The sequence below is a fragment of the Brevundimonas sp. GW822-FHT03E11 genome (assembly GCF_058801445.1).
The window spans coordinates 83,895-107,701 of the sequence record NZ_JBXANG010000006.1 but is presented as its reverse complement, the minus strand read 5'-3'; the positions used below and the strand labels follow the sequence as shown (position 1 = coordinate 107,701).

Genomic DNA, 23,807 nt, shown 5'->3' with positions numbered 1-23,807 from the left:
CTTGCGGATCGGACGCGCCGTCTATCTGTTACGCATCCTGAACGACCCGTCCCCTACCCCGGAGCCCGCCCCATGTCCGACTTCCACTATGATGCGTCCCGTCACGTGAAGAAGGGCCGGGGCAAGGTCTATGACACCATCGTCGACACCATCGGCGACACCCCCCTGGTGCGGCTGCCGCGCCTGTCGGCCGAGCTGGCGCCGGTCGAAGGGGCGACGGTCCTGGCCAAGCTGGAGTTCTTCAACCCGATCGCGTCTGTGAAGGACCGGATCGGCGTGGCCATGGTCGAGGCGCTGGAGGCGGCGGGCAAGATCACGCCCGAGACCGTCCTGATCGAACCGACCAGCGGCAACACCGGCATCGCCCTGGCCTTCGTCGCCGCCGCCAAGGGGCTGAAGCTGATCCTGTGCATGCCCGAGAGCATGTCGATCGAACGGCGCAAGATGCTGGCCCTGCTGGGCGCCCAGCTGGAGCTGACCCCGGCTGAAAAAGGGATGAAGGGCGCCATCGCCCGGGCCGAGGAGCTGCTGGCCTCCACGCCCGGCGCCGTCAGCCCGGCCCAGTTCGAAAACCTGGCCAATCCGGCCATCCACCGCGCCACAACGGCCGAGGAGATCTGGAACGACACCGACGGGGCGGTGGATGTGGTGGTCGCCGGCGTCGGCACCGGCGGCACCATTTCGGGCGTGGGCCAGGCCCTGAAGGCCAAGAAGCCCTCGATCCGCATGATCGCGGTCGAGCCCGAGGCCTCGCCCGTCCTGTCCGGCGGCGCGCCGGGCCCGCACAAGATCCAGGGCATCGGCGCCGGCTTCGTCCCGGCCATCTATGATCCGTCGGTGGTGGACGGGGTGGAGCAGGTGTCGAACGACGAGGCCTTCGACATGGCCCGCAAGGCGGCCCGGCTGGAGGGAATTCCGGTCGGCATCAGCTCGGGCGCGGCCCTGGTCGCCGCCTTCCGTCTGGCGGCCCGGCCCGAGAGCGCGGGCCAGACCATCGTGGTGGTCATCCCCTCCTTCGCCGAACGCTATCTGTCGACCGCCCTGTTCGAAGGCCTGTGAGGATCGGCGATACTTCGGCTTAACCCGCCAGGTTTTAGGGTGGCGCCATGAGCCAGCCGCCAACCTTGATCGAGGAAGAGGAGGCCGGGCCGCCGCCGTTGAGGGCGCGCCGGGCCCTGCTGAAACGGCTGGCCGACGTGGTCTCCCTGCCCGCCAGCCGGATCAACGCCTTCGAACGGTCGGTGGTCGGGGACCTGCTGGTCGACATGCTGCGCCTCGCCTCGCCGGAGGAGCGTCGCCGGGTGGCGGGGCGGCTGGCCGCCCTGGCCGAACTGCCCGACGCCCTGGCCCGGCTGCTGCTGCGCGACGAGATCGAGATCGCCCAGGTGCTGATCGAACAGTGCGCCGCCCTCAGCGACGCCGACCTCGTCGCCTGCGCCCGCGACGCGGGTTCCGAGCACCGGCGCGTCATGGCCGCGCGGCGCGGCCTGTCGGAGATCGTCTGCGAGACCCTGGTCGGTTTCGGCGAGCCGGAGGTGATCGAGACCTTGCTGCGCAACTCGACCGCCCGCCTGTCCCAGGCCGGGATCGAGACGGTGGTGGCCCTCAGCCGGACCCACCCGGGCCTGTGCGGCGGCCTGCTGAAACGGCCGGAGCTGCGGCCGTCCGGGGCCTATGTGATGTTCTGGTGGTGCGGCGCCGATGATCGGCGCACCATCCTCCAGCGGTTCGGCGTCTCGCGCGACGTCATGCAGGAGGTCGCTGAGGACGTCTTTCCCATGGCGGCGAGCGAGGGCTGGGCCGATCCGGTCGCGCGCAAGGCCCTGCAATTCATCGAACGGCGCCAGCGCAACCGCGCCGCTATCGAAAAGAGCCCCTTCGACAGTCTGGAACAGGCGGTCGCCACGGCCGCCCGCGACGGCCTGTCGCGCGAGATCGCCAGTGAAATCGCCTATCTGTCCGGGATCAAACCCCTGACGGGGGCCAAGATCCTGGGCGACGCGGGGGGCGAACCCCTGGCCATATTGTGTAAGGCGACCGGTCTGTCCAAGACCGACGTCCACAACTTGTGGAGATCCATGCGTCGCCCCGAGGTTCAGCCTGACGGCTCGGTTCATCCCGACTGGGAGAGGGTTCAGATCACCTATGACCTGCTGGCGGTTGATCGGGCCCAGACGGTATTGCGTTACTGGAACTGGTCGCTGTCATCGGCCCTGACGCCGGCGCTGTTGCAGGCTATTCGCGCCGGGGATGATGAACAGGTGGATGAATATTCAGCCCCGGAACGAGCGGCGATGCTGGCCTTGGCCGAAGACTTCGGCCGCTGATCCCTGTCAGCTTTCCGCGAAGCTTTTCCGCCGAAAATCGGCGTTTCCTTCTGCGATTGCTTTTGCCGACCAATAACTCTATGAGACTGGTGTGAAAACGCGGCTGGCGTTTCAGTCGAGTTGAATAGAATCAGAAAGCGACGCAAGGCATGGAAGAAAAGCCCGAACTGCTCGAGATGACCGCCGACATCGTATCGGCCTATGTCGGCAACAACACCGTCACGGCTGAGGCCCTTCCGGCGTTGATCGCTAATATTCACGCCGCCTTGTCGGGTGTTTCGAGCGGTCCGGTCGAGGCCGAGCCGGAACCCAAGGAACCGGCGGTGCCGATTCGCAAGTCCATCAACCCCGATTTCCTGATCTGCCTGGAAGACGGCCGCAAGTTCAAGTCGCTGAAGCGCCATCTGCGCACCAAATACGACATGAGCCCGGAAGAATACCGCGCCAAGTGGAACCTGCCGAAGGACTATCCCATGGTCGCGCCGAACTACGCCAAGGCGCGTTCCGAACTGGCCAAGCAGATGGGCCTGGGCCAGGGCGGCCGTAAGCCGGCCCGCGCGCCGCGCGCCAAGAAGTAAGCCCGGACTGATCGGTATAGAACGCCCGCCTCCTTCCAGAGGCGGGCGTTTTTGTTTGGACGAGGCGCATCTCTCCCTCCCGGCAGGGAAAGGGAGAGCGACCTGTCGGAATCAGGCCGCCTGGGCGACGCGGCGCATGCGCCAGAAGCGCAGGGTGCGCCCGGCGGCCTCCGTGGTCAGTTCGCCGTACATCCGGCCATAGGCGGCGGCCTTGCCCATCGGGTTGGAATCCGCGCCCAGCAGCGACACCGCATAGGTCAGGAAGATGGCCCGGTCGATGTCGGCGGCCTTGCAGACCACGGCCAGGGCGTCCAGGTCGCGGCGATCGACGATGCCGCGCGCGGTGTGGAAGTCGATGTCGGCCAGGCGCGACAGGGCGACCAGGAAAGGGGTCCGGCCCTTGGACCGCAGGAAACGGATCAGCACCTGGGGCGTCAGCTGGCCGGCTGCATGCAGTTCTTCGACATAGGCCTGGCTCTCGGCGTAGTCGGGCGGCAGGGCGCCGTCGCTGGTGGCGACGCGGGTGCGCCCGGCCGCCAGGGCCGCCTCCAGCAGGGCCGGGTCCAGGCTGGCGTTCTGCTCCAGGATCTGGTGGCGCAGCCGGGCCTCCACGACGAAATACATTTCGTTCAGCAGGTCGATCGGCAGGCCCTTGCGCTCGACTGCGGGGGCGTGAAGCGCCGGATTGACCTTGGCCCGCTCGACCGCCGTCTCGGAGGCGGCGCGCGACAGCCGGGCGCCGTCGTTGCGCAACAGGGCGCCCAGGGTGTGGTCGTCGCCGCGCGCCACGATGATTTCGGACACCGCCTCGGGCACCTCGACCCGGCCGGATACGGCCCGCAGATGGTCCTGGCCGTGTTTGGAGACCACGCCGATCAGATCGGCGTCGGTCAGAACGGTGGAGCCGCGCAGCACCGGCTCGGCCACCTCGATCGCATCATGGGCCAGCCGTTTGATCAGGCTGTGGGGCGCATCGGGCGCGACGGCGAACCGCGCGGCCAGCTCGGCCCGAACCGCGACCTCCATGTCTTCGCACAGGGTTTCCAGCACGGCGCCGTAGAGGTCGGTCTCGGCCGCGCTGTGCTCGACGTCGCCGAAGAACTGGTCGGTCAGTTCGCGCAGCAGCAGGCGGCGCTTCTCGCTGGACGCCTCTTCCGCAAGGGCGATCAGCTGGGGCAGGCGCGAGGCCTTGATCGCCTCGGCGTCTTCGGGGGGCAGGGCTTCGCTCATGAGCGTTCGTCCACGGCGTCGGACCCGCCTACCGACGGCGGGGCGGCTCGCACCGAGCCGTCGCGATTGCGGATCAGGGCCGGCGGGCCGTCGGGCTGAGCCAGGTCCGCCGAGGACGGCGTCTGGCTCATCTCGACCGGCAGGGCGTCCAGATAGACCGGTTGCGCTTGGGGGATGGGGTCGGGACGATGACCCGCCTGGCGATGGACGGAATAGAAGCGAGCCCCCTGAGGAGCGGCCGAGGGGACAGAGGCGAGCGGCGACGCCTCGGCCTGAACGGCGGCCGTCTGAACCGGCGGCGTCGCGGCCGGGGCGGCGGCGGCCATGCTCGCCTGCGTCAGGCGGAAGATCGGGGCGTCGCGGCGAGGCGCCATGGGATCGCCCAGGGCGTCGGCCTGGGGCGTTGGTTGGAGCGCGTTCTGGGGGGCTGGCGCGCTCCGGTCCGCAGCGGCCTGGACGACTGGGGCCTGGACGACTGGGGCCTGGACGACTGGGGCTTGAACAGGTTCCGGCTGCGCAGAAGCGACTTGAACGGGAGCGGGCTGGGGCGTCGTCGCCTCATAGGGGCGGGGCTGCGACACCGGCTGGGACGCGACGGCGGGCGAGAGCCAGTCGCTGGCGGGGGTCAGGCCCCGCCGGGCAGCGACGGCCGTGGAGGCTGGGGCGTCCAGCCGGGCCAGGGGAAGCGCGGCAAGAGTCGCGCGCGGGGCGGTCGTCTGAGCGGAAGAGGCGCGGGCGTCGGGGCCGCGGGCGACCGGCGGCTTCCCGGGCCAGGACAGATAGCGCAGCCCCTCGGAGGTCGTGGCGACCTGGGCCGCAGCCGCGCCCGCGCCCATAAGGGCCGCGAACAGGACGCTGGACAGGAGCAGGACAGGGCGCAAGAGACGGCCTCGGGCGAATGACATCGCGCAAGCCTAGGCGGTCATCGCTTAATCCGCCGCTAACGGCGGACCCGGATTCGCGCCGTCACGATTCGCTCGACCAATCCCACGGCCGCGTTCAGCGCCAGGCCCAGCAGGGTCAGGCACAGAACCCCGGCCAGCATTTCGGCGGTTCTCAGCCGATTTCCCGCCTCCAGCAGCCGCCAAGCCAAGCCTTGCGTCGCGCCCGAGCCCGAGACGAACTCGGCCACCACGGCGCCGATGACAGCGAGGCCCGCCGCGACCCGCAAACCTTCCAGCGCAAAGGGCAGGGCCGAGGGCAGGCGCAGCCGCCACAGCCGCTGCAGGGGCGTGGCGCCATAGAGGTCGAACAGCCGCTCCAGATCCGGATCGGCCGACTTCAGCCCCGTCAGGACGCCCGAGAACAGGGGAAAGAAGGCGACCAGGGCGGCCAGGGCGACCACCGCCCGGTCGGCGTGGTCCAGCCCGGCCCAGATCAGGACCAGGGGGGCGACGGCCACCACCGGCGTGACCTGAAGCGCCACCGCCAGGGGCCGCACCGCCCGCTCGGCCGAGGCGTGCAGCGACACCATAAGCGCCAGGCCGCCCCCGACCAGGCCCGCGACGATCAGGGCCTGGACCGCCATGACGAAGGTGATCCAGGCGGAGGCGGCCAGACGCGGCCCCGCCTCGATCAGGGCGGCGGCCACGGCGCTGGGCGGCGGCAGGAAATAGGGCGGCAGGTCCAGAAGACGGCAGGCCCCCTCCCAGGCCGCCAGCAGGACGACGCCCAGCAGCAGGGGCGGGATCAGCTCGGCCGACCGCCTCACGCCGCAGTCTCCGCCGTCTGAGACGTCATCGCCGCCTCCAGGGCCTCGGCCGTCGTCTCCACGGCCTGACGATAGGCGGGATCGGCGCGCCAGCGGGCCGGGCGCGGCGGGGCGCCCGGCGTGGGCAGATCGGCGACGGGCCGGCCGGTCGCCGCCTCCAGCACCACGATCCGCTGCGCCAGATAGACGGCCTCCTCGACGTCATGGGTGACGAAGACGACGGCGGGGCGGGGGTCGGCCGCAGCCCACAGGGCGTGCAGATCCTCGATCAGACGGCGGCGGGTGACGCTGTCCAGGGCGGCGAAGGGCTCGTCCAGCAGCAGAAGCTCGGGCCCCGTCACCAGGGCGCGGGCCAGGGCGACGCGCATGGCCATGCCGCCCGACAGTTCCGACGGCCGGGCGTCCAGCCGGTCGCCCAGACCGACGGCGCCCAGGGCGGCGGCCGCCCGTCCGCGCGCCTCAGCGCGGGGTCGTCCCGCCAGCTCCAGCGGCAGGGCGACATTGGCCTGGGCGTCGGCCCAGGGCGTCAGGGTCGGACTCTGGAAGACGAAGCCGGTGCGGCCCGGTCCGACGGCGCGCGTGACGGTTCCGGCGCTGGGCGACTGGAGCCCGGCCAGCAGGCGCAAGGTCGTGGACTTGCCCGCGCCCGAGGCGCCGACCAGGGCGACGATCTCGCCCCGCGCCACGGTCAGGTCCAGCGGCCCCAGCGGCGCGCGCCCGGCCAGATCGACCGTCGCCCCGTGCAGGGCGGCGATGGGCTCAGCCACGGCCCGGCAGATAGTTGTCGGTGAAGGCCTCGCGCCAGTTCAGGCCGGGATCGAAGACGCCGGCTTGGCTGGTGACCTCGAAGAAGGCCTGCCAGCGCTCCGCCGTCATGGCGCCGAGGCCGTAGAGGGCCGCGTCGCCGCCGTCGACGATGGCGTTGTCGCGCAGCTTCTGCCGGGCCTGGTCCAGAATGGCCTGGGTCATCTCCGGATTGTCCCGGCGGATCAGGGCGTCGCCCGGCGCCGGGTCGCCCCGCAGATAGTCGCGCCACCCTTCCGCCGAGGCGGCGATGAAGCTGCGCAGGGCCGTTGCATTGTCTCGCGCAAAGGCATTGGGGGCCAGGACCATGGCGGCGTAGGAGGGATAGCCCTCGTCGGCCAGAAGGAAGACCTTGGGCTCGAAGCCCGCCTCCTGTTCGATGGTGTAGGGTTCGCTGGTCAGATAGCCCTGCTGCACCGCCCGCTCGTCGGCCAGGAACGGCGCCAGGTTGAAGGTGTATTTGCGGACCTGATCGTCGGTGAAGCCGTATTTGGCCTTCAGCCAGACCCAGAAGGCGTTGATAGAGGCGTCGGCCAGCAGGAAGGGGCGGCCCTTCAGGTCGGCGATCGTCTCCAGCGCCGGGTCCGGGTGGGCGATCAGGACCTGGGGATCCTTCTGGAAGAAGGCGGCGACGGCCTTAACGGGCGCGCCGGCCGCGACCAGATTCATCGGGATGAAGCTGTTGGACCCCATGCCCAGTTCGACCGCGCCGGAGGCCAGCAGCTGTGGCACGTTCACGCCCGGCCCGCCCTGGACGATCTGGACGTTCAGCCCGCGCTTCTCATAGGCGCCGGTCGCCAGGGCCTGATAGAAGCCGCCCTGTTCGGCCTGGGCGCGCCAGTCGGTGGCGAAGCGCAGCCGCACCCGCCCCTGTTCGTCCACCGGCGCCTCGGACCGGCCGCAGCCCCTCAAGCCCAGGGCCGCCCCCGCGACCACGGCCGCCCCGCCCGCGAGCAGGGCGCGGCGACGGCTCAGCAGGCGATTCCCACGGTGGATCATGGCCCTGCTTTACGAGGGGAAGGCGGCCTTGGGAAGGCGGGGGAGCGATGAAGCCGTATCCGACGGCGGCGACCGCGCAGCGTCCCAATTGAGCGAGGGGACGAAGCGTGCGGGGGAGCCCGTGTGCTTCGTCCCCTCGCCAAGTCCGGGTTGGACTTGGCCGGGCGGGTTCGGACCTCGGCCTGGGCGTCGTCGGGGCGGGAGCCCGCGAAGACGGTCGGCTGTATCCTGTCGCGCTCCTGGTCTCAGGCGTTCCGCGGATTGCGTCCGCGTCGTCCGTCGATCCCGATCCGGTTCTCCCTGCGTCCGCCGGTCTTGGAAGACCGTCGAAGGCCGGAAGCCTGGATCCCGCCTGACGCCCGTTACGATCCTGAAGATCGCCCGTTACGCCGGGTCGGAGAGCCGGGCCGGTCCGCTTGAAGCCGGGGTCTCCCCCGATTTCCGCGCCGCCGTGTCCCTCGGCCTGTTGACGTTCTCGCGAAAGCCGGTATGAGGCAAGCGCCCGAACTCGCCCCGATGTGCATGACCGGCCCGGCGGCGGTGGACAAGCCTGTGAATATCGGTGGACGGATCAAATTCGCTTTTGCGGATCAGGGCTTTGCGCTGTCCACAGAAACGGCGGCCGGGCGATCAGTGATCGGCGGGACGCGGATAGGTCAGGCGGCACAGGGCGCCGGGCGCGCCGTCGACCAGACTGAACCGACCGCGCAGCTGTTCGGTCAGGCCCAGGACGATCCGCAGGCCCAGGCTGCGGCTCTGGCCGGGGTCGAAGGCCGGCGGCGGACCGGCGCCGTCGTCGCGCACCTCCAGCCGGCGTTCGCCGTCCACCTCATAGAGACGGACGTCAATCCGGCCGGGGCGGCCGGGGAAGGCGTGCTCCAGGGCGTTGTTGACGCATTCCAGCAGGATCAGGGCGACCGGCGTCGCCTCTTCCGCCGTCAGGGCGTGGCAGGCGCGCTCGACCTCGATCGTCACATCCGTGCGGCCCGTGGCCTCCAGGGCGTCGGCGACCAGGCGGCGGGCCAGGTCGTCGAAGGGGGCGGCGGCGCCGTCGGCGTCCAACAGGCTGCGCTGCACCTTGGCGATCAGGGCCGTGCGGGCCGCAGCCTCCGACAGGACGCGCCGGGCCGTCTCGTCCCGGGTCATGCCGGCCTCCAGCCGCAGCAGGCTGGAAACCACCTGGATGTTGTTGGACACCCGGTGCTGGACCTCCTTCAGCAACAGGTCGCGGCTCTCGGCCAGGGCGGCGTTGCGCGCCACCTCGCGCTTCAGACCGTCGGTCGCCGCATTCATGCCGACGATGAAGAAGATGTCGACCGCCACCACGAAGACGTAGAAGGCCAGGGCCAGGCCGGTCGCTGCGCTCCAGTCGAACCCCGGCGCCCCGATCCAGAACCACCAGGCGCTGAGGCCCGACAGGACGGCGGTCAGAACCGCCGGCCCCAGTCCGCAGAAATAGGCGATCACCACCACGGCCGGGAAGAAGGTCAGATAGGGGAAGCCCGGCGGGAACCAGTCGGCCAGGGCCATGCGCACACCCAGCGCGGTCAGCCAGGCGCAGACCGCCAGGCCGTAGCCATAGAGGGGACGGCGAAACAGGACCGGGTTCAAAGCCTCACTTCTCCCCGATTCCCGCGTCCGGATCGCGCGGTGGTGACGCTTCGTGAGGTAAGGGAAATCCCTAAGTCCCACAATCGGGAATTTTCCTTATGACTTCAGGTGTCTGTTGAGCCAGTGGCGGACGGCCGCCCGCGCCCCGCGCGCGGCCGGGCCGCCGAAATGCAGGAAGCCGTGGGGCGCCTCGGGGACGCGGATCAGATCGGCGTCCGACGCCTCGCCCCAGCGGGTCGCCATCAGCAGACTGTCTTCGAACAGGGGATCGTATTCCCCAACCAGGAAAAGGGCGGGCGGCAGGCCCTCGAGGTCGGCGTAGAGGGGCGAGACGTCGGGCCGGCGCAAGGCCTCCTCGTCGCGGTCGGGCGCCAGCCGCGCCAGATCCGCCTGCATGGTCGGGCCGTCGAACAGCAGGGTCTCGGGTCCCGCCGAGCGGACGCCCTCGGTTCCCGACAGATCGAAGACGCCATAGGCGAAGACGCAGCCTTTCACCATGTCGATCAGCCCCTGGTCGCGCAGGGCGAGGGCGGTCAGGGCCGCCAGATGGCCGCCGGCGGATTCCCCGGTCAGAAAGACGGTCGCCGCGCCCAGGTCGTCGACATTCGTGACGGTCCAGTGGGCGGCGGCGAGACAGTCGGCGATGGCGGCGTCGATATAGACGCCGCGACGTTCCGAAAGCAGGCGGTAATCGACCGAGACGACGCAGAAGCCGTGGCGCGCCAGATGGGCGTTCATCCGATCATTCAGACCGGCGCTGCCGAGAAACCATCCGCCCCCGTGAATGTCCAGGACGACGGCGCGGGGCGGCCCCTCGGGTCTAAGGATGCGCAAGGGCACCGGCGTCTCGCCGTCCGTCTGGCGGATTTCGACGGTGACGCCGTGCTTGCGCAGACGGGGGACGGTGACGGCGCCGGACGCCGCGTCCAGCCACTGGGACAGGCGCTGGCCCGCCTCGATCCGCCAGGGGTCGGTCCGCAGACGCGGGGCGCGGGCCAGGACGGCGTTGATCCGCCGCACCGCCGCCTGCTGGGCCGGGGGAAAGTCGACGACATGGGTGGAAAGGGTCATGAGGCTGGAGTGGGTAAGGGCGGCTTTGGTTTCAAGGGCGGAGGTTCGGAAGGTCTCGTCAGCTGAAAGAAACCCGGCTAACGTCCGCCCATGAAGAAGCTCACCCCCTTCGGCGTCCTGCTGATCTTCGGCCTGATCGGCCTGCTCACCGACAAGTTCGGCCTGTGGTTCGCCTTCGGCCTGGTCGCCTTCATCGTGGTCGGGGTGATGCAGAACCGGGGCCAGGGCAAGACGCCGCCCCAGGATCAGGACGGCGGACCTGCGCAGGGCTAGACGACCGTTCCGTCCGCCGGACGAGGACTGGGCTTGCGCTGAAAGACGACCTGAAGCGCCACATTCTTGATCTGCGACCGTTCGATCAGCAGCAGGGGAATGGGCGCCGCGCGGGCCATCACCCTGTGACTGAGGCTGGTCTTTGTGGGCTCCAGCCGGAAGGCTTGGCAGTTCTTCAGGGTCAGGGCGACGATCTGCTTGTCGGTGTCGAGAGACAGGCTGGCGACCTCGCCCTCATAGCCGACCCAGCCGTTCTCGGTCTCCATGTCGGTCACGACATAGGCGGCCAGATGCTTGTCGTAGGCGGCTTCTGGACTGAGCTGAACCAGGGTCGAAGCCCAGCCGCCGTACAGAAATCGGAACAGGGGGACCGCAGGCTGGGGCGGCTCAAGCCGAGCCCGAGCGATGCTGGTCCGCTCCGCACGGCCGATCGCCCACCGCATGACCAGATAGGCGCCGATCGAAAGGACCAGGAGGACGAACAGCAGCGACCAGACCTCAAGTCCGAGGAAGGGGTCGGTCTTGGGCGGGGCGGCCAGGAAATAGGCGTAAGGATTGGGGTTCCACGGCGGACGCAAGGCCGGAAGGGAGTAGGCGACGCCGTCCCCCAGGACGAAGACGAAGGCCGCCGCCGCATGGGCCGTCAGGGCGCCGAAGATGACGATGGACAGGGCGGTGAAGGAGTTGGGGGCAGGTGGGGCCGGCGCCACCACCTTGCCGCCGCCCGAGGTGTAGAGGGCGGCGAACACCGCCAGACCTGGAGCCAGGATGAACAGCGCCCAGGCGACCCCGAGCGTGACGGTCAAACGGCGCGCGCCGGGGTCTTGGCCTGCATCTTGGCCTGAGCCTGGGCGGGCGCCTCGGCCTGAGCGGTGGTCGCGACAGAGGGCGGCGCGGGCAGGATGACGACGCCGTCGTCGCGACGCTCGCCCTTGGCGATGGCGGCCGACCAGCTGCCGTACTGTTCGACGATCCTGCGACCGGCGCGCAGGGTCTCTTCAGAAGCGATCTGCATCGTCGACATGGAGTCTCCTTCAGGGCTTCACCCTAGCATGAGATTGGGTTTGGCGCATCCGATTCAAGCGGCGCCCCTCAGCCAGCCAGGGCCGCCTTCTTCTCTTCCAGCTCCAGCCATTCCATCTCGGCAGCTTCCAGCTCGGCGCGGGCCTTTTCGGCGGCCTTCATGGCGGCGTCGAAGGCCTTGGGGTCGCGGGCGTAGAGGTCAGGGTCCGACAGGGCGGCGTCGTGGCGGGCGATGGTCGCGGGCAGGGTTTCGATCAGCTTTTCCAGCTCTTCCAGACGGCGGGCGTCCTTGTAGGAGAGTTTGGCGGTCTTCTTTTGAGGGGCGGGGACGGCCCGAGCCCCCTCCACCGCCTTCGGCGGTCCCCCTCCCCCAACGGGGGGAGGATTAAGAAATCCCGGATTCTGGCGCAGGAAGTCGGTCCAGCCGCCGGGGGTCTCGACGATGTCGCCGCGGCCGTTCAGGGCCAGGGTCGAGGTCGCCAGCCGGTCGATGAAATCGCGGTCGTGGGAAACGAGGATCAGGGTGCCGTCATAGCCCTCCAGCAGCTCTTCGAGCTTGTCGAGCGTGTCCATATCCAGATCGTTGGTCGGTTCGTCGAGGACCAGCAGATTGGCGGGTTTGGCCAGGGCGCGGGCCAGGAGCAGGCGATTGCGCTCGCCGCCCGACAGGGTCGAAATCGGCTGACGCAGCTGGGCCTCGGAGAAGAGGAACTCCTTGGCGTAGGCGGCGACGTGTTTGGACACGCCGCGCACGATGATGCTGTCTCCCCCGCCGGGCGTCAGGGCGTCCCACAGGGTCATGTCGGACTTCAGCCCCTCGCGCGACTGATCCAGATAGACGGGCTCCAGATTGGCGCCCAGGCGGACCGTGCCTTCGTCGGGCGCCAGTTCGCCCAGCAGGGTCTTGACCAGGGTGGTCTTGCCCGCGCCGTTGGGGCCGACGATGCCCAGGCGGTCCCCGCGCATGATGCGGGTGGTCAGGTTTTTGAACAGGGTGCGGCGGGCAGGAAGTGGCGAGTGGCGAGTGGCGAGTGGCGAGAGCGACGGGTCCTGCTCGGCGGTCGGGGCGGCGGAGCCGTCGCTCGCCACGCGCGACTCGCCACTCGCCACTGTGTCGAACCCCTTCGACACCCCCTTGATCTCGGCGACCAGCTTGCCCGAGGTCGCGCCGGAATCGACGCCCAGGGACAGTTCGCGCGGGACGTCCTTCATCTTCTCGGCCCGTTCGGCGCGCATGGCCTGGAGGGCGCGGGCGCGGCCCTCGTTGCGGCTGCGGCGGGCGGTGATGGAGCGGTAGAAGGTCTCGGTCTCGCGCTCGATGGTCTTGGTCAGGCGACGCAGGGATTCCGCCTCCTCCTCCAGGGTCTTGGCGGCCCAGTCGTCGAACTCGACGAAGCCCTTGTTCAGGGTGCGGACGCGGCGGCCCTCCAGCCAGTGAACGGTGTCGGTGACGCGGTTCAGGAAGGCGCGGTCGTGGCTGACGACCAGAAGGGCGAACCGGGCCGAGATCAGCTCGGTCTCCAGAAGCTCGATGGCGAGGATGTCGAGGTGGTTGGTCGGCTCGTCCAGCAGGAGCAGATCGGGCTCCTCGGCGAAGGCCTTGGCGAGCGCCGCCCGGCGGGTTTCGCCGCCCGACAGCCCTTGGGTGGACTTGGCCGGGTCCAGGCCGAAGGTGGTCAGCCAGGCCTCGGCGGTCCAGAGCTCGGCCTCGCCGGAGGAGGCGTAGTCCAGGAGGGTGGCGCCGGTGATGACCGGCTCCTGCGGCACATAGGCGAAACGGGTGGCGGACTGGACCGAGCGGTCGCCGCTGTCGGGCTCGATCAGGCCCATGACCACCTTCATCAGGGTGGACTTGCCCGCCCCGTTGCGGCCCACCAGGGCGGCGCGGCTGCGGGGTTCGACCGCCAGATCGACGCCGTCGAACAGGGGGCGGGGGCCGTCCTGAAGGCGGACGTCCTTGAGCGCGACGAGAGGGGGTCTGGCGGCCATCTGACTTTCGATCCTCCCTGGGGAGGCTGTACGGGCGGGGAAGGGGCGGGAAGGGCGTTGATCTAAGGGCTGGAGGGCCGAGACGCCACCGGAAAGATCGTCCATCGGCGCCCAGCTTGACAGTTACCGTCCGGCCGGTATGTAGCGTTTATGGACACCCCCTCCCGCCGCCGCGCGCCCGATCAGACCCGCGCCGAAATCATCGACAAGGCCCTGGAGGTCGCCGCCGAACTGGGGGCGACGGGCTTTACTCTGGATGCGGTGGCGGCGCGCACCCGCGTCAGCAAGGGCGCCCTGCTGCACCACTTTCCCAGCAAGACCGCCCTGTTGGAGGGGATGATCGATCATCTGGGGGCCATGCATGTGGAGAGCGTCCTGGCCGAGGCGGCGCGCGATCCGGAGCCCTACGGCCGCAACGCCCGCGCCTATCTGAGGGTGACGGTCAATGAGCCGGTGACCTTGCAGGACGTCAGCATCGGGCGGGTGGTCCTGGCCGCCTTCGCCCTCGATCCCAGCCTGGTGCTGCGCTGGAAGGCCTGGATGGAGCGGATCAAGACAGACGATCCCGATGATCCCGTCGGCGCCGACGACGCCCTGATGCTGCGGCTGATCGCCGACGGCCTGTGGATGTCGGACCTGTTCGGCCTGCATCAGGTCTCGGACGAGCAGCGCAAGGCCCTGCTGTCCCTGCTGACGCCGGGCCATACGATCACGGCCAACGAGCCGTGAGCCCCGTCACCTGGGCCGCCCTCTTGGCCGCCATCGCCTGCGAAGTGGCGGGCACCAGCCTGCTTCAGGCCTCGCAGCAGTTCACCCGGCCCTGGCCGACGGCGGGGACGGCGGTCTGCTACGGCCTGGCCTTCTATCTGCTGTCGGTCGCCCTACGACAGATGCCGGTGGGGATCGCCTATGCGATCTGGAGCGGCCTGGGGGTGGTGGCGATCTCCGTGATCGGCGCCGTGGCCTTTCGCCAGAGGCTGGACCCGCCCGCGATGCTCGGCCTGGCCCTGATCGTCGGCGGGGTGGTGGTGATCCAGTTGTTTTCCAAGAGCATGGCTCACTGAACCATGGTTATCTGGCGTTAAGTTTTATCGTTCTAGCCTTCGCGCTCGCTTCGGTTCGCCCGCCTCCCCTTGTGGCGCGCCGGGCGCGGGACGGGGGTCTCCATGAGTGAAGCGGACGCGGGCGTCAGGCCAGAGCGTATTCTCGAGCTGTCTGAGCGGCTGAACGCCGTGGCGGGCGAGAAGATCGGCGAGATCGCCTCGGTCAATCGGGCCTCCAAGATGCTGGTGGTCAACGCCCAGGTGGTGGCTGCGCGCAGCGGCGAGGCCGGGCGCAGCTTCATGGTGGTGGCCGAGGAGTTCAAGCGCATCTCGGGCCAGATCGACGACATCGCCGGCGCCCTGGAGCAGCAGGTGCGGGGCGACCTGACCGAGCTGTCGGCCATCGGCGGGGCGATCCTGGGCCAGCTGCGCGGCCAGAGGCTGGCGGACCTGGCGCTGAACGCCATCGAGATCATCGACCGGAACCTGTACGAGCGGACCTGCGACGTGCGCTGGTGGGCGACCGACAGCGCCGTGGTGGATTGCGTCGCCCAGCCGGACGCGGCCAAGGCGGACCACGCCGGCCGCCGGCTGAAGGTCATTCTGGACGCCTACACCGTCTATCTGGACCTGTGGATCTGCGACAGGGCCGGGACGATCGTCGCCAACGGTCGGCCGGACCGCTATCCGGTCAGGGGTCAGTCGGCGCGGGAGATGGCCTGGTTTCGCGACGCCCTGGCGACCAAGTCGGGCGACGATTTCGCCGTGGCGGACATCGCCCGGCTGGAGGCGTTGAACGGGGCGCCGACGGCGACCTACGCCACCGCCATCCGACAGGGCGGCCTGGCGAACGGGGCGGTGATCGGGGTTCTGGGGGTCCATTTCGACTGGCAGGCCCAGGCCCAGACGGTGGTGGACGGGGTGCGGCTGACGCCCGACGAAAAGGCCCGGACGCGGGTGCTGCTGCTGGACCAGACCCACCGGGTGCTGGCGGCCTCGGACGGGGTCGGGGTGCTGAGCGAGACGGTCAAGCTGGACGTCGCGGGCGGCGTCATGGGCAGCTACGCCAAGGGGGACCGGACCGTCGGCTACGCCCGCACGCCGGGCTATGAGACCTATCAGGGTCTGGGGTGGTATGGATGCCTGGTCCAGGACGCGGCCGCCATCTGATGGCCGCATCCGTCGATTAGGCGCCCCGTCCGATGATGCCCGCTTCCCCCCGACCCTATTGGGAAACCAAGACCCTGGCCGAGATGACCCCGGCCGAGTGGGAGGGGCTGTGCGACGGCTGCGGCCTGTGCTGCGTCATCCGGTTCGAGGACGAGGACTCGGGCGAGGTGATCCCGACGCGGGTCCACTGCAAGCTGTTCGATCCGAACGCCTGCGCCTGTTCGGACTATGCGAACCGCAAGGCCCATGTGCCGGACTGCATCAAGCTGACGCCGCACAATATCGAGGCGCTGGAGTGGATGCCCCTGTCCTGCGCCTATCGCCGGCTGCACGAGGGGCGGCCGCTGGCGGCCTGGCATCCGCTGGTCTCGGGCGATCCCGAGACGGTGCATACGGCCGGGGTCTCGGTCCGGGGGCAGACGATCTCGGAACTGGCCCTGGCCGAGCCGGAAGACGCCCTGGACTTCGAGGCGCCCGAATGGATGGTCGAGCGGGGGTGACGGTGGCGACGCCTCTGGCTTCCAGGTCGGCCAGGATGAAGTCGGCGTCGTAGCCCTTGTCGGCGAGCAGGACGCAAGGGTCGGGACCGGGTTGGTCCATCACCGGCGCATAGCCCTTCACATCCGAGACCTGACCGCCGCTCAGACAAACCGCGACAGGGAGGCACTGAGTGGCCGCCGATCCCGCCTCGGTCCCGTCTCGATCACGAACGGCTCGAAGAAGGCCCATTCCTCGTCCGTCATCAAACCCCGAACCAACGCCGCTCTCCGCAAAGAACAGCCTTGAATCAGCAATCAGAGAATCTGGGAATCCACTTTGTCCGCACCGCCTAGTTTCCGTAGTCGAAGCGATCCTCCAGGCTGCCGGTGCGCCTCCCGAAGGCGTAGGACAGGGAGAGCGTGAAGCGTCTGGCGTCGTAGCGGCGGTCGATGTCCTGATCGAAGGTTTCGCCGCGCACCCTCTCTCGTCTTGGGGCGCTGTCGAAGAGGTCTGACACCGTGGCCGTGAGAAATAGGCTGTCGGCAAGTTTTCGTCGGTAGCCGAGGTTGACGACACTGAACGCCTCGCGTCGTCTTTGCTGGCTCAGATCTTCACCGAGCTGAACGGCGTTTATCTGAACGAAATCGTGGTCGGTGATCTTCCAGTTGACGTTGGCTTGAGACGAGGGCGTCCAAGCGCTGCGGCGGTAAGAGCCCGACTCGTCTGCGCCACTGACCTCGGTCCGAGCGAACCGGCCCGTCAACTTGTAGGTGATTGTCGATCCGACCGAGCCGCTCGCCACAAGCTCTAGGCCGGCCGTTCGAAACTCGCCGATGTTGGCGCGCCGGTCCAGGATCGCGCCGTCGGGCCGCAAAGTGCTGAGCGTGCCGATCCGGTTCGACGTGGAACGATAGTAGCCGGTGGCTAAATAGTTGCGTCCTGAAGCTTCATGTTCAAGCTCCAGTTCATAGGCGCTGGTCTTTTCGGGCTTCAGATCACGTCGGCCGCTGAAATAGGACAAGGGGCCAGAATATTTAACGGTCTCGTCGAGATCATTCGCTCTTAGACGATCGACTCGTCTCGTAAAGCTGCCGCCGATGATCCAATCCTGAGCGACCGTGTAGCGAACATGGCCCGTCGGATAAATCTCGAAATCACGTGTGCGCTGAGCGTTCCCGCCTTGTCGCGTCACCCAGTCGGCGACTTCCAGCCGAACGCCCGGTAGAACCTCCAGTTCGCCAAATCGAGTTTTGTAGGTTGTATAGAGGGAGGCGACGCTGCGATCGTAGCCAAACGGATTGTCTCTCGCGCGGCCGGCGGCTCCAGGCGTCTGCCCCTCGGCGTAGCCTACGTCGGCCTCCTGCCGCTCCAGATCGGACCCGACGATCAGTTCCCCGCCCGGCCTGGCCTCGATCTTGTATTCCGCCTTAAACGTCACCGTTTGCAGCTCGAGCGAACGAAGGGCGGCCTGTCGCCGGTTCCTGGCAGGCTCGTCCCAATAGTCGATGACGTCGTCCTGGGTTTCGTCCTCGGTCTGACGCGACACGCGCAGGCGAGCCAAAGCATAGCTGTCCGTCCCCGAAAGCGTACGCTTCAGCATCAAGCCGCCGGAGACCAGGTCGGCGTCGCTGCGCCCATGGCTGGTGCTCTCAAAGGCCGGTTCGGCGCCGCTCGTCCGGGCGGACGAGTCGAAGACCGCGCGGCGGTCCTGGCGCTGGTCCAGGCCGAAGTAGTCCAGATCGAGCGTGAGCTTGCTCTTGGGGTCAAGCTGCCATCCCACGGTCGATGACGCATTGCTTTCCGTCTTGCGAAGCTGCGTCCGGCTCTCAAGACGGTCTTGATCGATCGCGTCGGCGGGCTGGATGAAGCGCCGGGTCGTAGTGTCGTCGATCACAAGGGGAATTCGTCTGGCGCCGGCGGACCCATTGAACGACAGCGGTCCATGATTGGCCGAGTGGCTGACGCTGAAGTTCCCTGCGCTGCGACTGCCGCCGCCGACAGTGATATTGGTCGTCGGCTGCGACTGTCCGTCCTTCCGGGAAATCAGATTGATGATTCCCGCCTGACCCTCCGGGCTGAACGCCGCCGAAGGATTGGTCATGACCTCGACCCGGCTGAACTGCGCGGCACGTAGCTGTTGAACCCCCGCCGCCTGATTGGCTCCGTTGACCTGAGGCGCAGGCTCCCCGTCAATCAGAATCGTGACCCCCGACGCCCCCCGCAATTTGACGGAGCCGTCGGGATCGACGCTGACGGAAGGCACGCCGCTCAGGACGTCGGCGAGCGAACCGGATTGATACTGAAGATCGTTCTTTATGTCGTAGCTGCGACGATCGACCGAGCCCCTGACCCGCGCATTGCCCACCACTGTCACGGTCTCGACCTCGGTCGGGCCTTGGCTCTGCGGTCCCGCCGGCGGGGCGCCAGGGGCCGCCTGAGTGGCAGCCAAGACAGAGGAGGCCGGCGCAGACAGCGCAACGACCGATGCGCCTATCCGCGCCGCCGCTGAAAGATCGATCCACCTTGGATGGCGGCAGGGCGTCTCGAACCCCGTCGCGCGGTTGCGGATTCTTTGAAAATGACGGCGCGTGCGATGGAACGTCAAGCCTGCCCCCCTGACGATAATCTCTCGTCAAACAACCTAGACGCAACACGCCTTGCGAACGAATTAGCGTTTGTTAATTCTAAATTCTATTCTAGACGGTGTGGAAAAGTGTCTGATTCATAGGCGGATTGAAGCGACGAGGACGAAGCCGAGGAAGCTGTCTGCGGTCTTGTCGTATCGAGTGGCCAGTCTGCGGTTGTGTTTCAGCTTCGAGAAGCATCGCTCGACGTGGTTCCTCAGGCCATAGATATGGCCGTCGATGACGGGCTGGACCTTGCGGTTCCGCCTGGCGGGGATGACGGTGGCGACGTCTCTGGCTTCCAGGTCGGCCAGGATGAAGTCGGCGTCGTAGCCCTTGTCGGCGAGCAGGACGCCAGGGTCGGGACCGGGTTGGTCAATCACCGGCGCATAGCCCTTCACATCCGAGGCTTGACCGCCGCTCAGAAAAACCGCGACGGGGAGGCCCTGAGCGTTGCAGCGGAGATGGATCTCAGTCGAGACAGGTCGTCTCCAGAGCATCAAAGCATCAGGGGTTCCGTACTCTGCGGCTTGCCTCCAGCAGTTGAAACGGCACCTATAGCCCCCAGATTGGGCGCGTCCCCGCTCTGTTCAGGCATCGGGCTTTGAGACCACTCCGCTTGACGGCGTGGCGGGCTTCAGGAGGCGATGACAAGCTGCTGAAGCCGTCGAATTCCGGGGCGCATCCTTATGGGTGCGCCCTTTGTCATTTTTGGGCCTACCGCGCTTGGAGCCGTTGTCGGATGCATGGCTTCAAGCCATAGGGCGACGCTGCTTGAAATCCCGTTCTTCCAAACCATTACACCTTTCCAAGCGCGAACTTCCGGCCTGGGGACGCTGGTGCGCTAGGGTTTGGGCATGACGGGAGAAAGCGAAGAGAGCGAGGCGGGCGGCGACTGGCTGGCGCCGCTGTTCGAGCAGTTGAAGGGGGCGGTTCAGCGCGCCGCCGCCGTGCTGGCCAAGGACGATCCCGAGGAAAAGGCGGATGCGGAGACGCTGGCGCGGCGCGCCGGCGTGGTGGCGCGCGCCGCCCTGGCGGTCGATGCGATCCGCCGCCGCATGGAGGCTGAGCGCAGGGCCGAAAAAGACAGCGAAGAGGACGAAATGGGTGGGCGAACCGACAGACCCGAGGAGGACGAGCGGCTGCGACGCCGGCTCACCCTCCATTCCGAGCGTTTGGACCGCATTCTGGAGACGAAAGGCGCCCGACCAGATGGACGCGCGCGAACTGAGGCGGATGGTGCGGGCGACGGGGCTGCATCCTCACCAATGCCCGCCCCTGAATGAGCCCTGGCGCACCTGGCTGCTGCTGGGCGGGCGCGGATCGGGCAAGACCTTCGCCGGGGCGGTTTGGATGGATGTGGCGGCGCGGTTCAGGCCCGGCGCGGTCATCGCCCTGGTCGGACCGGCGCTGCACGACGTGCGCGAGGTGATGGTCGAGGGGGAGGCGGGGATCAAGGCCCTGGCCGAGCCGGGCGACCGGCCCCGCTGGGAGGCCGGGCGGCGGCGGCTGGTGTGGGCCAACGGCTCGACCGCCTACGCCTTTTCCGCCGAGGACCCGGACAGTCTGCGCGGACCCCAGTTCCACGCCGCCTGGGCCGACGAATTCTGCGCCTGGCGCAAGCCCGAGGCGGTGCTGTCGAACCTGAGGTTCGGCCTCAGGCTGGGGCCCGACCCCCGGCTGGCGGTGACGACCACGCCCCGGCCCATTCCGGCCCTGCGGCGGCTGATGGCCGAGGCGGGGACGGTGACGGACCGGGCGGCGACGGCGGACAACGCAGAGAACCTGTCGCCGGGCTATGTCGACCATCTGACCGACCTTTACGGCGGGACGCGGCTGGCGGCCCAGGAGCTGGAGGGACAGGTGGTGGAGGGCGAAGGCGCCCTGTTCCGCATCGCCGATCTGAAACAGGCGCGCGGAAGCCGGCCGGCCGAGCTGGACCGGGTGGTCGTGGCGGTCGATCCGCCCGCCAGCGCCCACGGCGACGCCTGCGGCATAGTGGTGGTGGGACGGCGCGAACGGCGGGCCTTCGTCCTGGCCGACCGGACGGTGCGGGGCCTGTCGCCCGGCGGCTGGGCCGCCGCCGTCTGTCGCGCCGCGCGGGATTTCGAGGCCCAGGAGGTGGCGGCCGAGGCCAATCAGGGCGGGGAGATGGTGCGAAGCGTCCTGGGCCAGGCGGACTGTCCGGCCCCGGTCGCCCTGGTCCACGCCCGCCGCTCCAAGGCCGCCCGGGCCGAGCCGGTGGCCCTGTTGTACGAACAGGGGCGGGTCGTCCACTGTGGCGACTTTCCCGCCCTGGAGGAGGAGATGCTGGCCCTGGGCTGCGAGGGCGGACCCAGCCCCGACCGGGCCGACGCCCTGGTCTGGGGCGTGTCGCGGCTGATGCTGGAGCCGCAGGGCGAGGGGCCGTGGATCAGAAGACTATGACGCCGGAGGTTTGGGGATATTGGGCTGCGGCCCGCGCCAGGGCGGTGTCGGCGCTGATCAAGGGAACGCCCAGGAGCAGGGCCTGAGTGTCGAGCAGGACCGCCATTCAGCGGTAGAAATGATCTTCGTCTTCCGAACGGGCGAGACGCTCCATCTCGGGGTCCGGCTGAAGGAAGAGAGTCGCTTCTTCATCCGTCAGCGGACCGAGGTGGGCCAGGGCGCCAAATCGGAACCGAGGCTGTTCGACGACCCCTGCGGCGCGGATGACGGCGACGGCGTGGCCGTCGCGGGACAGGACGATTTCCTCGCCCTGTTCGGCCTGGGCGGCGAGTTCGGCCAGGGTGGCCTGAGACCGGGCGATGTCGACGTGGATCGTCATGGGCCGAGACTAGCACGGGCGGGGCGGAGGCGAAACGGCGGGGCCGAGCGCCGGTCGCCGCCTCCGCTGCGGCGAGACATTTTCAGGAGAGTGCGATGGGTGGGATGCGGTGGCCGTTCGGCCGGGGCGGGCGTGCGCCCGGTCCGGGCGCGCCGGAGGCGAAGGCCAGTCGGACGGCGGTGCTGCTGTCGGGCGTCGGGCGGGCGCGGTGGACGGGCAATGACTACGCCGGCCTGGCGCGCGAGGGCTATCAGAAGAACGCCGTGGCCTATCGCTGCATCCGCATGATCGCGGAGGCGGCGGCCTCGGCGCCCTTTGCGGTCTTTGTGGACGGGGTGCGCGACGAGACCCATCCGCTGGCGCGGCTGATCCGCCGGCCCAATCCCGAACAGTCGGGGGCGGAGCTGATGGAGGCGGTTTACGGATCGCTTCAGGTCTCGGGCAACGCCTGGGTGGAAGCGGTGGGGGACGCGGTTCCCGAGGAGCTGTGGGCGCTCAGGTCGGACCGGGTCAAGGTGGTTCCCGGCCGGTCGGGCTGGCCCGAGGCGTGGGATTACTCCGTGGACGGACGGTCGATCCGGATCGGGCGGGCGGCTGACGGCTGGGCGCCGGTGATGCAGCTGAAGCTGTGGCATCCGCTGGACGACTGGTACGGCCTGTCGCCGCTGGAGGCGGCGGCGCAGGGGGTGGATGCGCACAATGCGGCCGGGGCCTGGAACAAGGCCCTGCTGGACAATGGGGCGCGGCCGTCCGGCGCCCTGATCTATGGGGCCAAGGGCGGCGAGCGGCTGACCGACGGCCAGTTCGAAGCGCTGAAGGCCCAACTGTCCAGCGCCTACGCCGGGGTGGAGAACGCCGGGCGGCCGATCCTGCTGGAGGGGGGAATGGACTGGAAGCCCCTGAGCCTGACCCCCGCCGAGATGGACTTCACCGCCGGGCGACATGCGGCGGCGCGCGAGATCGCCCTGGCCTTCGGGGTTCCGCCGCAGCTGCTGGGGATACCGGGGGACGCCACCTATTCCAACTATCGCGAGGCCAACACCGCCTTCTGGCGACAGACGGTCATACCCCTGGCGCGCAAGGCGGCGGGCGCGATGACCGGCTGGCTGGGCGGACGGTTCCCCGGCTGCGAGGTGCGGGCCGACCTGGAGGCCGTGCCGGCGCTGCAGCCCGAACGCGACGCCCTGTGGGCGCGGCTGGAGGCGGCAAGCTTCCTGACCGACGCGGAGCGGCGACGGATGGCGGGGGTGGAGGGATGAGGAAGGCGTGGCGAGTGTCGAGTGGCGAGTGGCGAGGGAGACGTGACGCATGAGCGACGACTCTCAGGTCCGGCGCGTGCCGACCGCCCTGGTGATCGCGGTCGTGGTGCAGACCATCGGCGGCTTGGTCTGGGCGGGCGGGGCGGCGGCGCGGATTGCGACGCTGGAGCAGAGGGTGAGCGAGCAGAGGCTGGTGGCCGAACGGTTGGCCCGGCTGGAGACCCAAGGCGAGGCGACGGCGGCGGCGGTGGAGCGGATCGAACGGCGGCTGGAGGGGGGCGGGTGAGTGGTTAGTGGCGAGTGGCGAGTGGCGAGTGGTGAGGCGAACCAGGCGATTGGACGAAGGCAGGCGCGACTTCGCTCGCCCCTCGCCCCTCGCCCCTCGCCACTCCTGATCCAGGGCTACGCCTCCCTGTGGGGCGTGGCGGATCTGAACGGGGACGTGGTCCAGGCGGGGGCGTTCGCCGACAGTCTGGCCAAGACGGGCGCCGAAGGGGTGCGGATGCTGAACCAGCACGACGGCCGGGCGCCGGTCGGGGTCTGGGACGAGGTGCGCGAGGACGAGCGCGGCCTGTTCGTGCGCGGCCGGATCGAAGACTGGTCGCCCGAGGCCCGCTTCGCCGCCGCCCTGAGCCGGGCGGGGGCGATGGACGGCCTGTCGATCGGATACCGCACGGCGCGGGCGCGGCGTCAGGGACGTTTGAGGGTGCTGAGCGGGGTCGAGCTGTGGGAGGTGTCGCTGGTGACGTTTCCCATGCTGCCGGGGGCGCGGTTTAGCGTCGCCTGACGCGCCCTGGGACGGCCTGGGG

25 protein-coding genes and 3 pseudogenes are annotated in these 23,807 nt (G+C 69.0%); 13 read left to right on the top strand and 15 right to left on the bottom strand.

What is annotated here, in order from left to right; translation table 11 throughout:
• Positions 1-72: 72 nt before the first annotated feature.
• From cysK to AC1RKE_RS11560, 3 genes are all read left to right on the top strand, one after another.
• Entirely contained in the window at positions 73-1,059 is a 987-nt protein-coding gene (gene cysK, locus AC1RKE_RS11570; protein ID WP_348683541.1) for a cysteine synthase A, read from the top strand.
• A 47-nt stretch (positions 1,060-1,106) separates the two neighbouring features.
• The gene (locus AC1RKE_RS11565) at positions 1,107-2,327 is read left to right on the top strand and encodes a DUF2336 domain-containing protein (RefSeq protein ID WP_152949616.1); all 1,221 of its coding nucleotides are present in this window, start codon (positions 1,107-1,109) and stop codon (positions 2,325-2,327) included.
• A gap of 149 nt (positions 2,328-2,476) precedes the next feature.
• The gene (locus tag AC1RKE_RS11560; protein WP_054764874.1) at positions 2,477-2,905 is read left to right on the top strand and encodes a Ros/MucR family transcriptional regulator; all 429 of its coding nucleotides are present in this window, start codon (positions 2,477-2,479) and stop codon (positions 2,903-2,905) included.
• 111 nt (positions 2,906-3,016) lie between these two features.
• On the opposite strand, the gene AC1RKE_RS11555 is transcribed toward AC1RKE_RS11560, so the two are convergent.
• The 7 genes from AC1RKE_RS11555 to AC1RKE_RS11525 all read right to left on the bottom strand — a co-directional run bounded on the left by AC1RKE_RS11555 (position 3,017) and on the right by AC1RKE_RS11525 (position 10,331).
• A complete protein-coding gene (locus tag AC1RKE_RS11555) occupies positions 3,017-4,135 on the bottom strand; it encodes a DUF2336 domain-containing protein (RefSeq protein WP_152949617.1) in 1,119 nt (372 codons plus the stop codon).
• Complete coding sequence (locus tag AC1RKE_RS11550) at positions 4,132-5,016, bottom strand: hypothetical protein (RefSeq protein ID WP_348683539.1); 885 nt, start codon at positions 5,014-5,016, stop codon at positions 4,132-4,134. The genes AC1RKE_RS11555 and AC1RKE_RS11550 overlap by 4 nt, the downstream gene beginning before the upstream one ends.
• Before the next feature lie 59 nt (positions 5,017-5,075).
• A complete protein-coding gene (locus AC1RKE_RS11545; RefSeq protein ID WP_228186129.1) occupies positions 5,076-5,846 on the bottom strand; it encodes an ABC transporter permease in 771 nt (256 codons plus the stop codon).
• Entirely contained in the window at positions 5,843-6,613 is a 771-nt protein-coding gene (locus AC1RKE_RS11540) for an ABC transporter ATP-binding protein (RefSeq protein ID WP_201464103.1), read from the bottom strand. Before AC1RKE_RS11540 ends, AC1RKE_RS11545 begins: the two co-directional genes overlap by 4 nt.
• Positions 6,606-7,649, bottom strand: a complete 1,044-nt coding sequence (locus AC1RKE_RS11535; protein ID WP_287397985.1) for an ABC transporter substrate-binding protein — start codon at positions 7,647-7,649, stop codon at positions 6,606-6,608. The genes AC1RKE_RS11540 and AC1RKE_RS11535 overlap by 8 nt, the downstream gene beginning before the upstream one ends.
• 630 nt (positions 7,650-8,279) lie before the next feature.
• Entirely contained in the window at positions 8,280-9,260 is a 981-nt protein-coding gene (locus AC1RKE_RS11530) for a sensor histidine kinase (protein ID WP_348684727.1), read from the bottom strand.
• Positions 9,261-9,356: 96 nt separating this feature from the next.
• Positions 9,357-10,331: an alpha/beta hydrolase gene (locus AC1RKE_RS11525; RefSeq protein WP_348684728.1), complete on the bottom strand. Its 975-nt coding sequence runs from the start codon at positions 10,329-10,331 to the stop codon at positions 9,357-9,359.
• 90 nt (positions 10,332-10,421) lie between these two features.
• On the opposite strand from AC1RKE_RS11525, the gene AC1RKE_RS11520 reads away from it, so the two are divergent.
• On the top strand, positions 10,422-10,604 hold the full coding sequence (locus tag AC1RKE_RS11520) for a hypothetical protein (protein ID WP_054764881.1): 183 nt from the start codon (positions 10,422-10,424) through the stop codon (positions 10,602-10,604).
• Here the strand turns inward: AC1RKE_RS11520 and AC1RKE_RS11515 are convergent.
• The 4 genes and pseudogenes from AC1RKE_RS11515 to AC1RKE_RS11500 form a co-directional block, all read right to left on the bottom strand.
• Positions 10,601-11,410: a hypothetical protein gene (locus AC1RKE_RS11515; RefSeq protein ID WP_228186115.1), complete on the bottom strand. Its 810-nt coding sequence runs from the start codon at positions 11,408-11,410 to the stop codon at positions 10,601-10,603. The two genes, AC1RKE_RS11520 and AC1RKE_RS11515, sit on opposite strands and share 4 nt — an antisense overlap.
• Positions 11,407-11,628 (bottom strand): hypothetical protein, encoded by a 222-nt coding sequence (locus tag AC1RKE_RS11510; protein WP_054764883.1) that lies wholly within the window; start codon positions 11,626-11,628, stop codon positions 11,407-11,409. Before AC1RKE_RS11510 ends, AC1RKE_RS11515 begins: the two co-directional genes overlap by 4 nt.
• A gap of 68 nt (positions 11,629-11,696) precedes the next feature.
• Positions 11,697-12,632, bottom strand: a pseudogene (locus tag AC1RKE_RS11505) (ATP-binding cassette domain-containing protein); the annotation flags it as partial.
• Between the two features lie 111 nt (positions 12,633-12,743).
• Positions 12,744-13,616, bottom strand: a pseudogene (locus AC1RKE_RS11500) (ATP-binding cassette domain-containing protein); the annotation flags it as partial.
• A gap of 150 nt (positions 13,617-13,766) precedes the next feature.
• Here AC1RKE_RS11500 and AC1RKE_RS11495 point away from each other — a divergent pair.
• From AC1RKE_RS11495 to AC1RKE_RS11480, 4 genes are all read left to right on the top strand, one after another.
• Positions 13,767-14,345, top strand: coding sequence for a TetR/AcrR family transcriptional regulator (locus AC1RKE_RS11495; protein WP_152949620.1), 579 nt, complete (start codon positions 13,767-13,769; stop codon positions 14,343-14,345).
• On the top strand, positions 14,342-14,680 hold the full coding sequence (locus AC1RKE_RS11490) for a DMT family transporter (protein ID WP_348685320.1): 339 nt from the start codon (positions 14,342-14,344) through the stop codon (positions 14,678-14,680). The genes AC1RKE_RS11495 and AC1RKE_RS11490 overlap by 4 nt, the downstream gene beginning before the upstream one ends.
• A gap of 102 nt (positions 14,681-14,782) precedes the next feature.
• A complete protein-coding gene (locus AC1RKE_RS11485; RefSeq protein ID WP_395942005.1) occupies positions 14,783-15,829 on the top strand; it encodes a methyl-accepting chemotaxis protein in 1,047 nt (348 codons plus the stop codon).
• A 32-nt stretch (positions 15,830-15,861) separates the two neighbouring features.
• Positions 15,862-16,329 (top strand): YcgN family cysteine cluster protein, encoded by a 468-nt coding sequence (locus AC1RKE_RS11480; protein ID WP_182714588.1) that lies wholly within the window; start codon positions 15,862-15,864, stop codon positions 16,327-16,329.
• Between the two features lie 46 nt (positions 16,330-16,375).
• Here the strand turns inward: AC1RKE_RS11480 and AC1RKE_RS11475 are convergent.
• The 3 genes and pseudogenes from AC1RKE_RS11475 to AC1RKE_RS11465 all read right to left on the bottom strand — a co-directional run.
• Positions 16,376-16,558: pseudogene (locus AC1RKE_RS11475) on the bottom strand (hypothetical protein); the annotation flags it as partial.
• A gap of 100 nt (positions 16,559-16,658) precedes the next feature.
• The gene (locus AC1RKE_RS11470) at positions 16,659-18,914 is read right to left on the bottom strand and encodes a TonB-dependent receptor (RefSeq protein ID WP_348684587.1); all 2,256 of its coding nucleotides are present in this window, start codon (positions 18,912-18,914) and stop codon (positions 16,659-16,661) included.
• Between the two features lie 117 nt (positions 18,915-19,031).
• Positions 19,032-19,433 carry an IS5 family transposase gene (locus AC1RKE_RS11465; RefSeq protein ID WP_348684586.1) on the bottom strand — a complete coding sequence of 134 codons (402 nt, stop codon included), beginning with the start codon at positions 19,431-19,433 and terminating at the stop codon, positions 19,032-19,034.
• 357 nt (positions 19,434-19,790) lie between these two features.
• On the opposite strand from AC1RKE_RS11465, the gene AC1RKE_RS11460 reads away from it, so the two are divergent.
• Entirely contained in the window at positions 19,791-20,219 is a 429-nt protein-coding gene (locus AC1RKE_RS11460) for a hypothetical protein (protein WP_348684585.1), read from the top strand.
• Entirely contained in the window at positions 20,146-21,360 is a 1,215-nt protein-coding gene (locus AC1RKE_RS11455) for a DNA-packaging protein (RefSeq protein WP_395942004.1), read from the top strand. The genes AC1RKE_RS11460 and AC1RKE_RS11455 overlap by 74 nt, the downstream gene beginning before the upstream one ends.
• Before the next feature lie 106 nt (positions 21,361-21,466).
• Here AC1RKE_RS11455 and AC1RKE_RS11450 read toward each other — a convergent pair whose 3' ends face one another.
• Positions 21,467-21,739, bottom strand: a complete 273-nt coding sequence (locus tag AC1RKE_RS11450; RefSeq protein WP_182714585.1) for a type II toxin-antitoxin system Phd/YefM family antitoxin — start codon at positions 21,737-21,739, stop codon at positions 21,467-21,469.
• A gap of 104 nt (positions 21,740-21,843) precedes the next feature.
• Here AC1RKE_RS11450 and AC1RKE_RS11445 point away from each other — a divergent pair, with 104 nt between their 5' ends.
• The 3 genes from AC1RKE_RS11445 (at position 21,844) to AC1RKE_RS11435 (ending at position 23,785) form a co-directional block, all read left to right on the top strand.
• A complete protein-coding gene (locus tag AC1RKE_RS11445) occupies positions 21,844-22,998 on the top strand; it encodes a phage portal protein (protein WP_395942007.1) in 1,155 nt (384 codons plus the stop codon).
• A 49-nt stretch (positions 22,999-23,047) separates the two neighbouring features.
• Positions 23,048-23,284 (top strand): hypothetical protein, encoded by a 237-nt coding sequence (locus tag AC1RKE_RS11440; RefSeq protein ID WP_395942003.1) that lies wholly within the window; start codon positions 23,048-23,050, stop codon positions 23,282-23,284.
• A gap of 105 nt (positions 23,285-23,389) precedes the next feature.
• Positions 23,390-23,785, top strand: coding sequence for an HK97 family phage prohead protease (locus AC1RKE_RS11435; RefSeq protein ID WP_182714599.1), 396 nt, complete (start codon positions 23,390-23,392; stop codon positions 23,783-23,785).
• Positions 23,786-23,807: the final 22 nt, after the last annotated feature.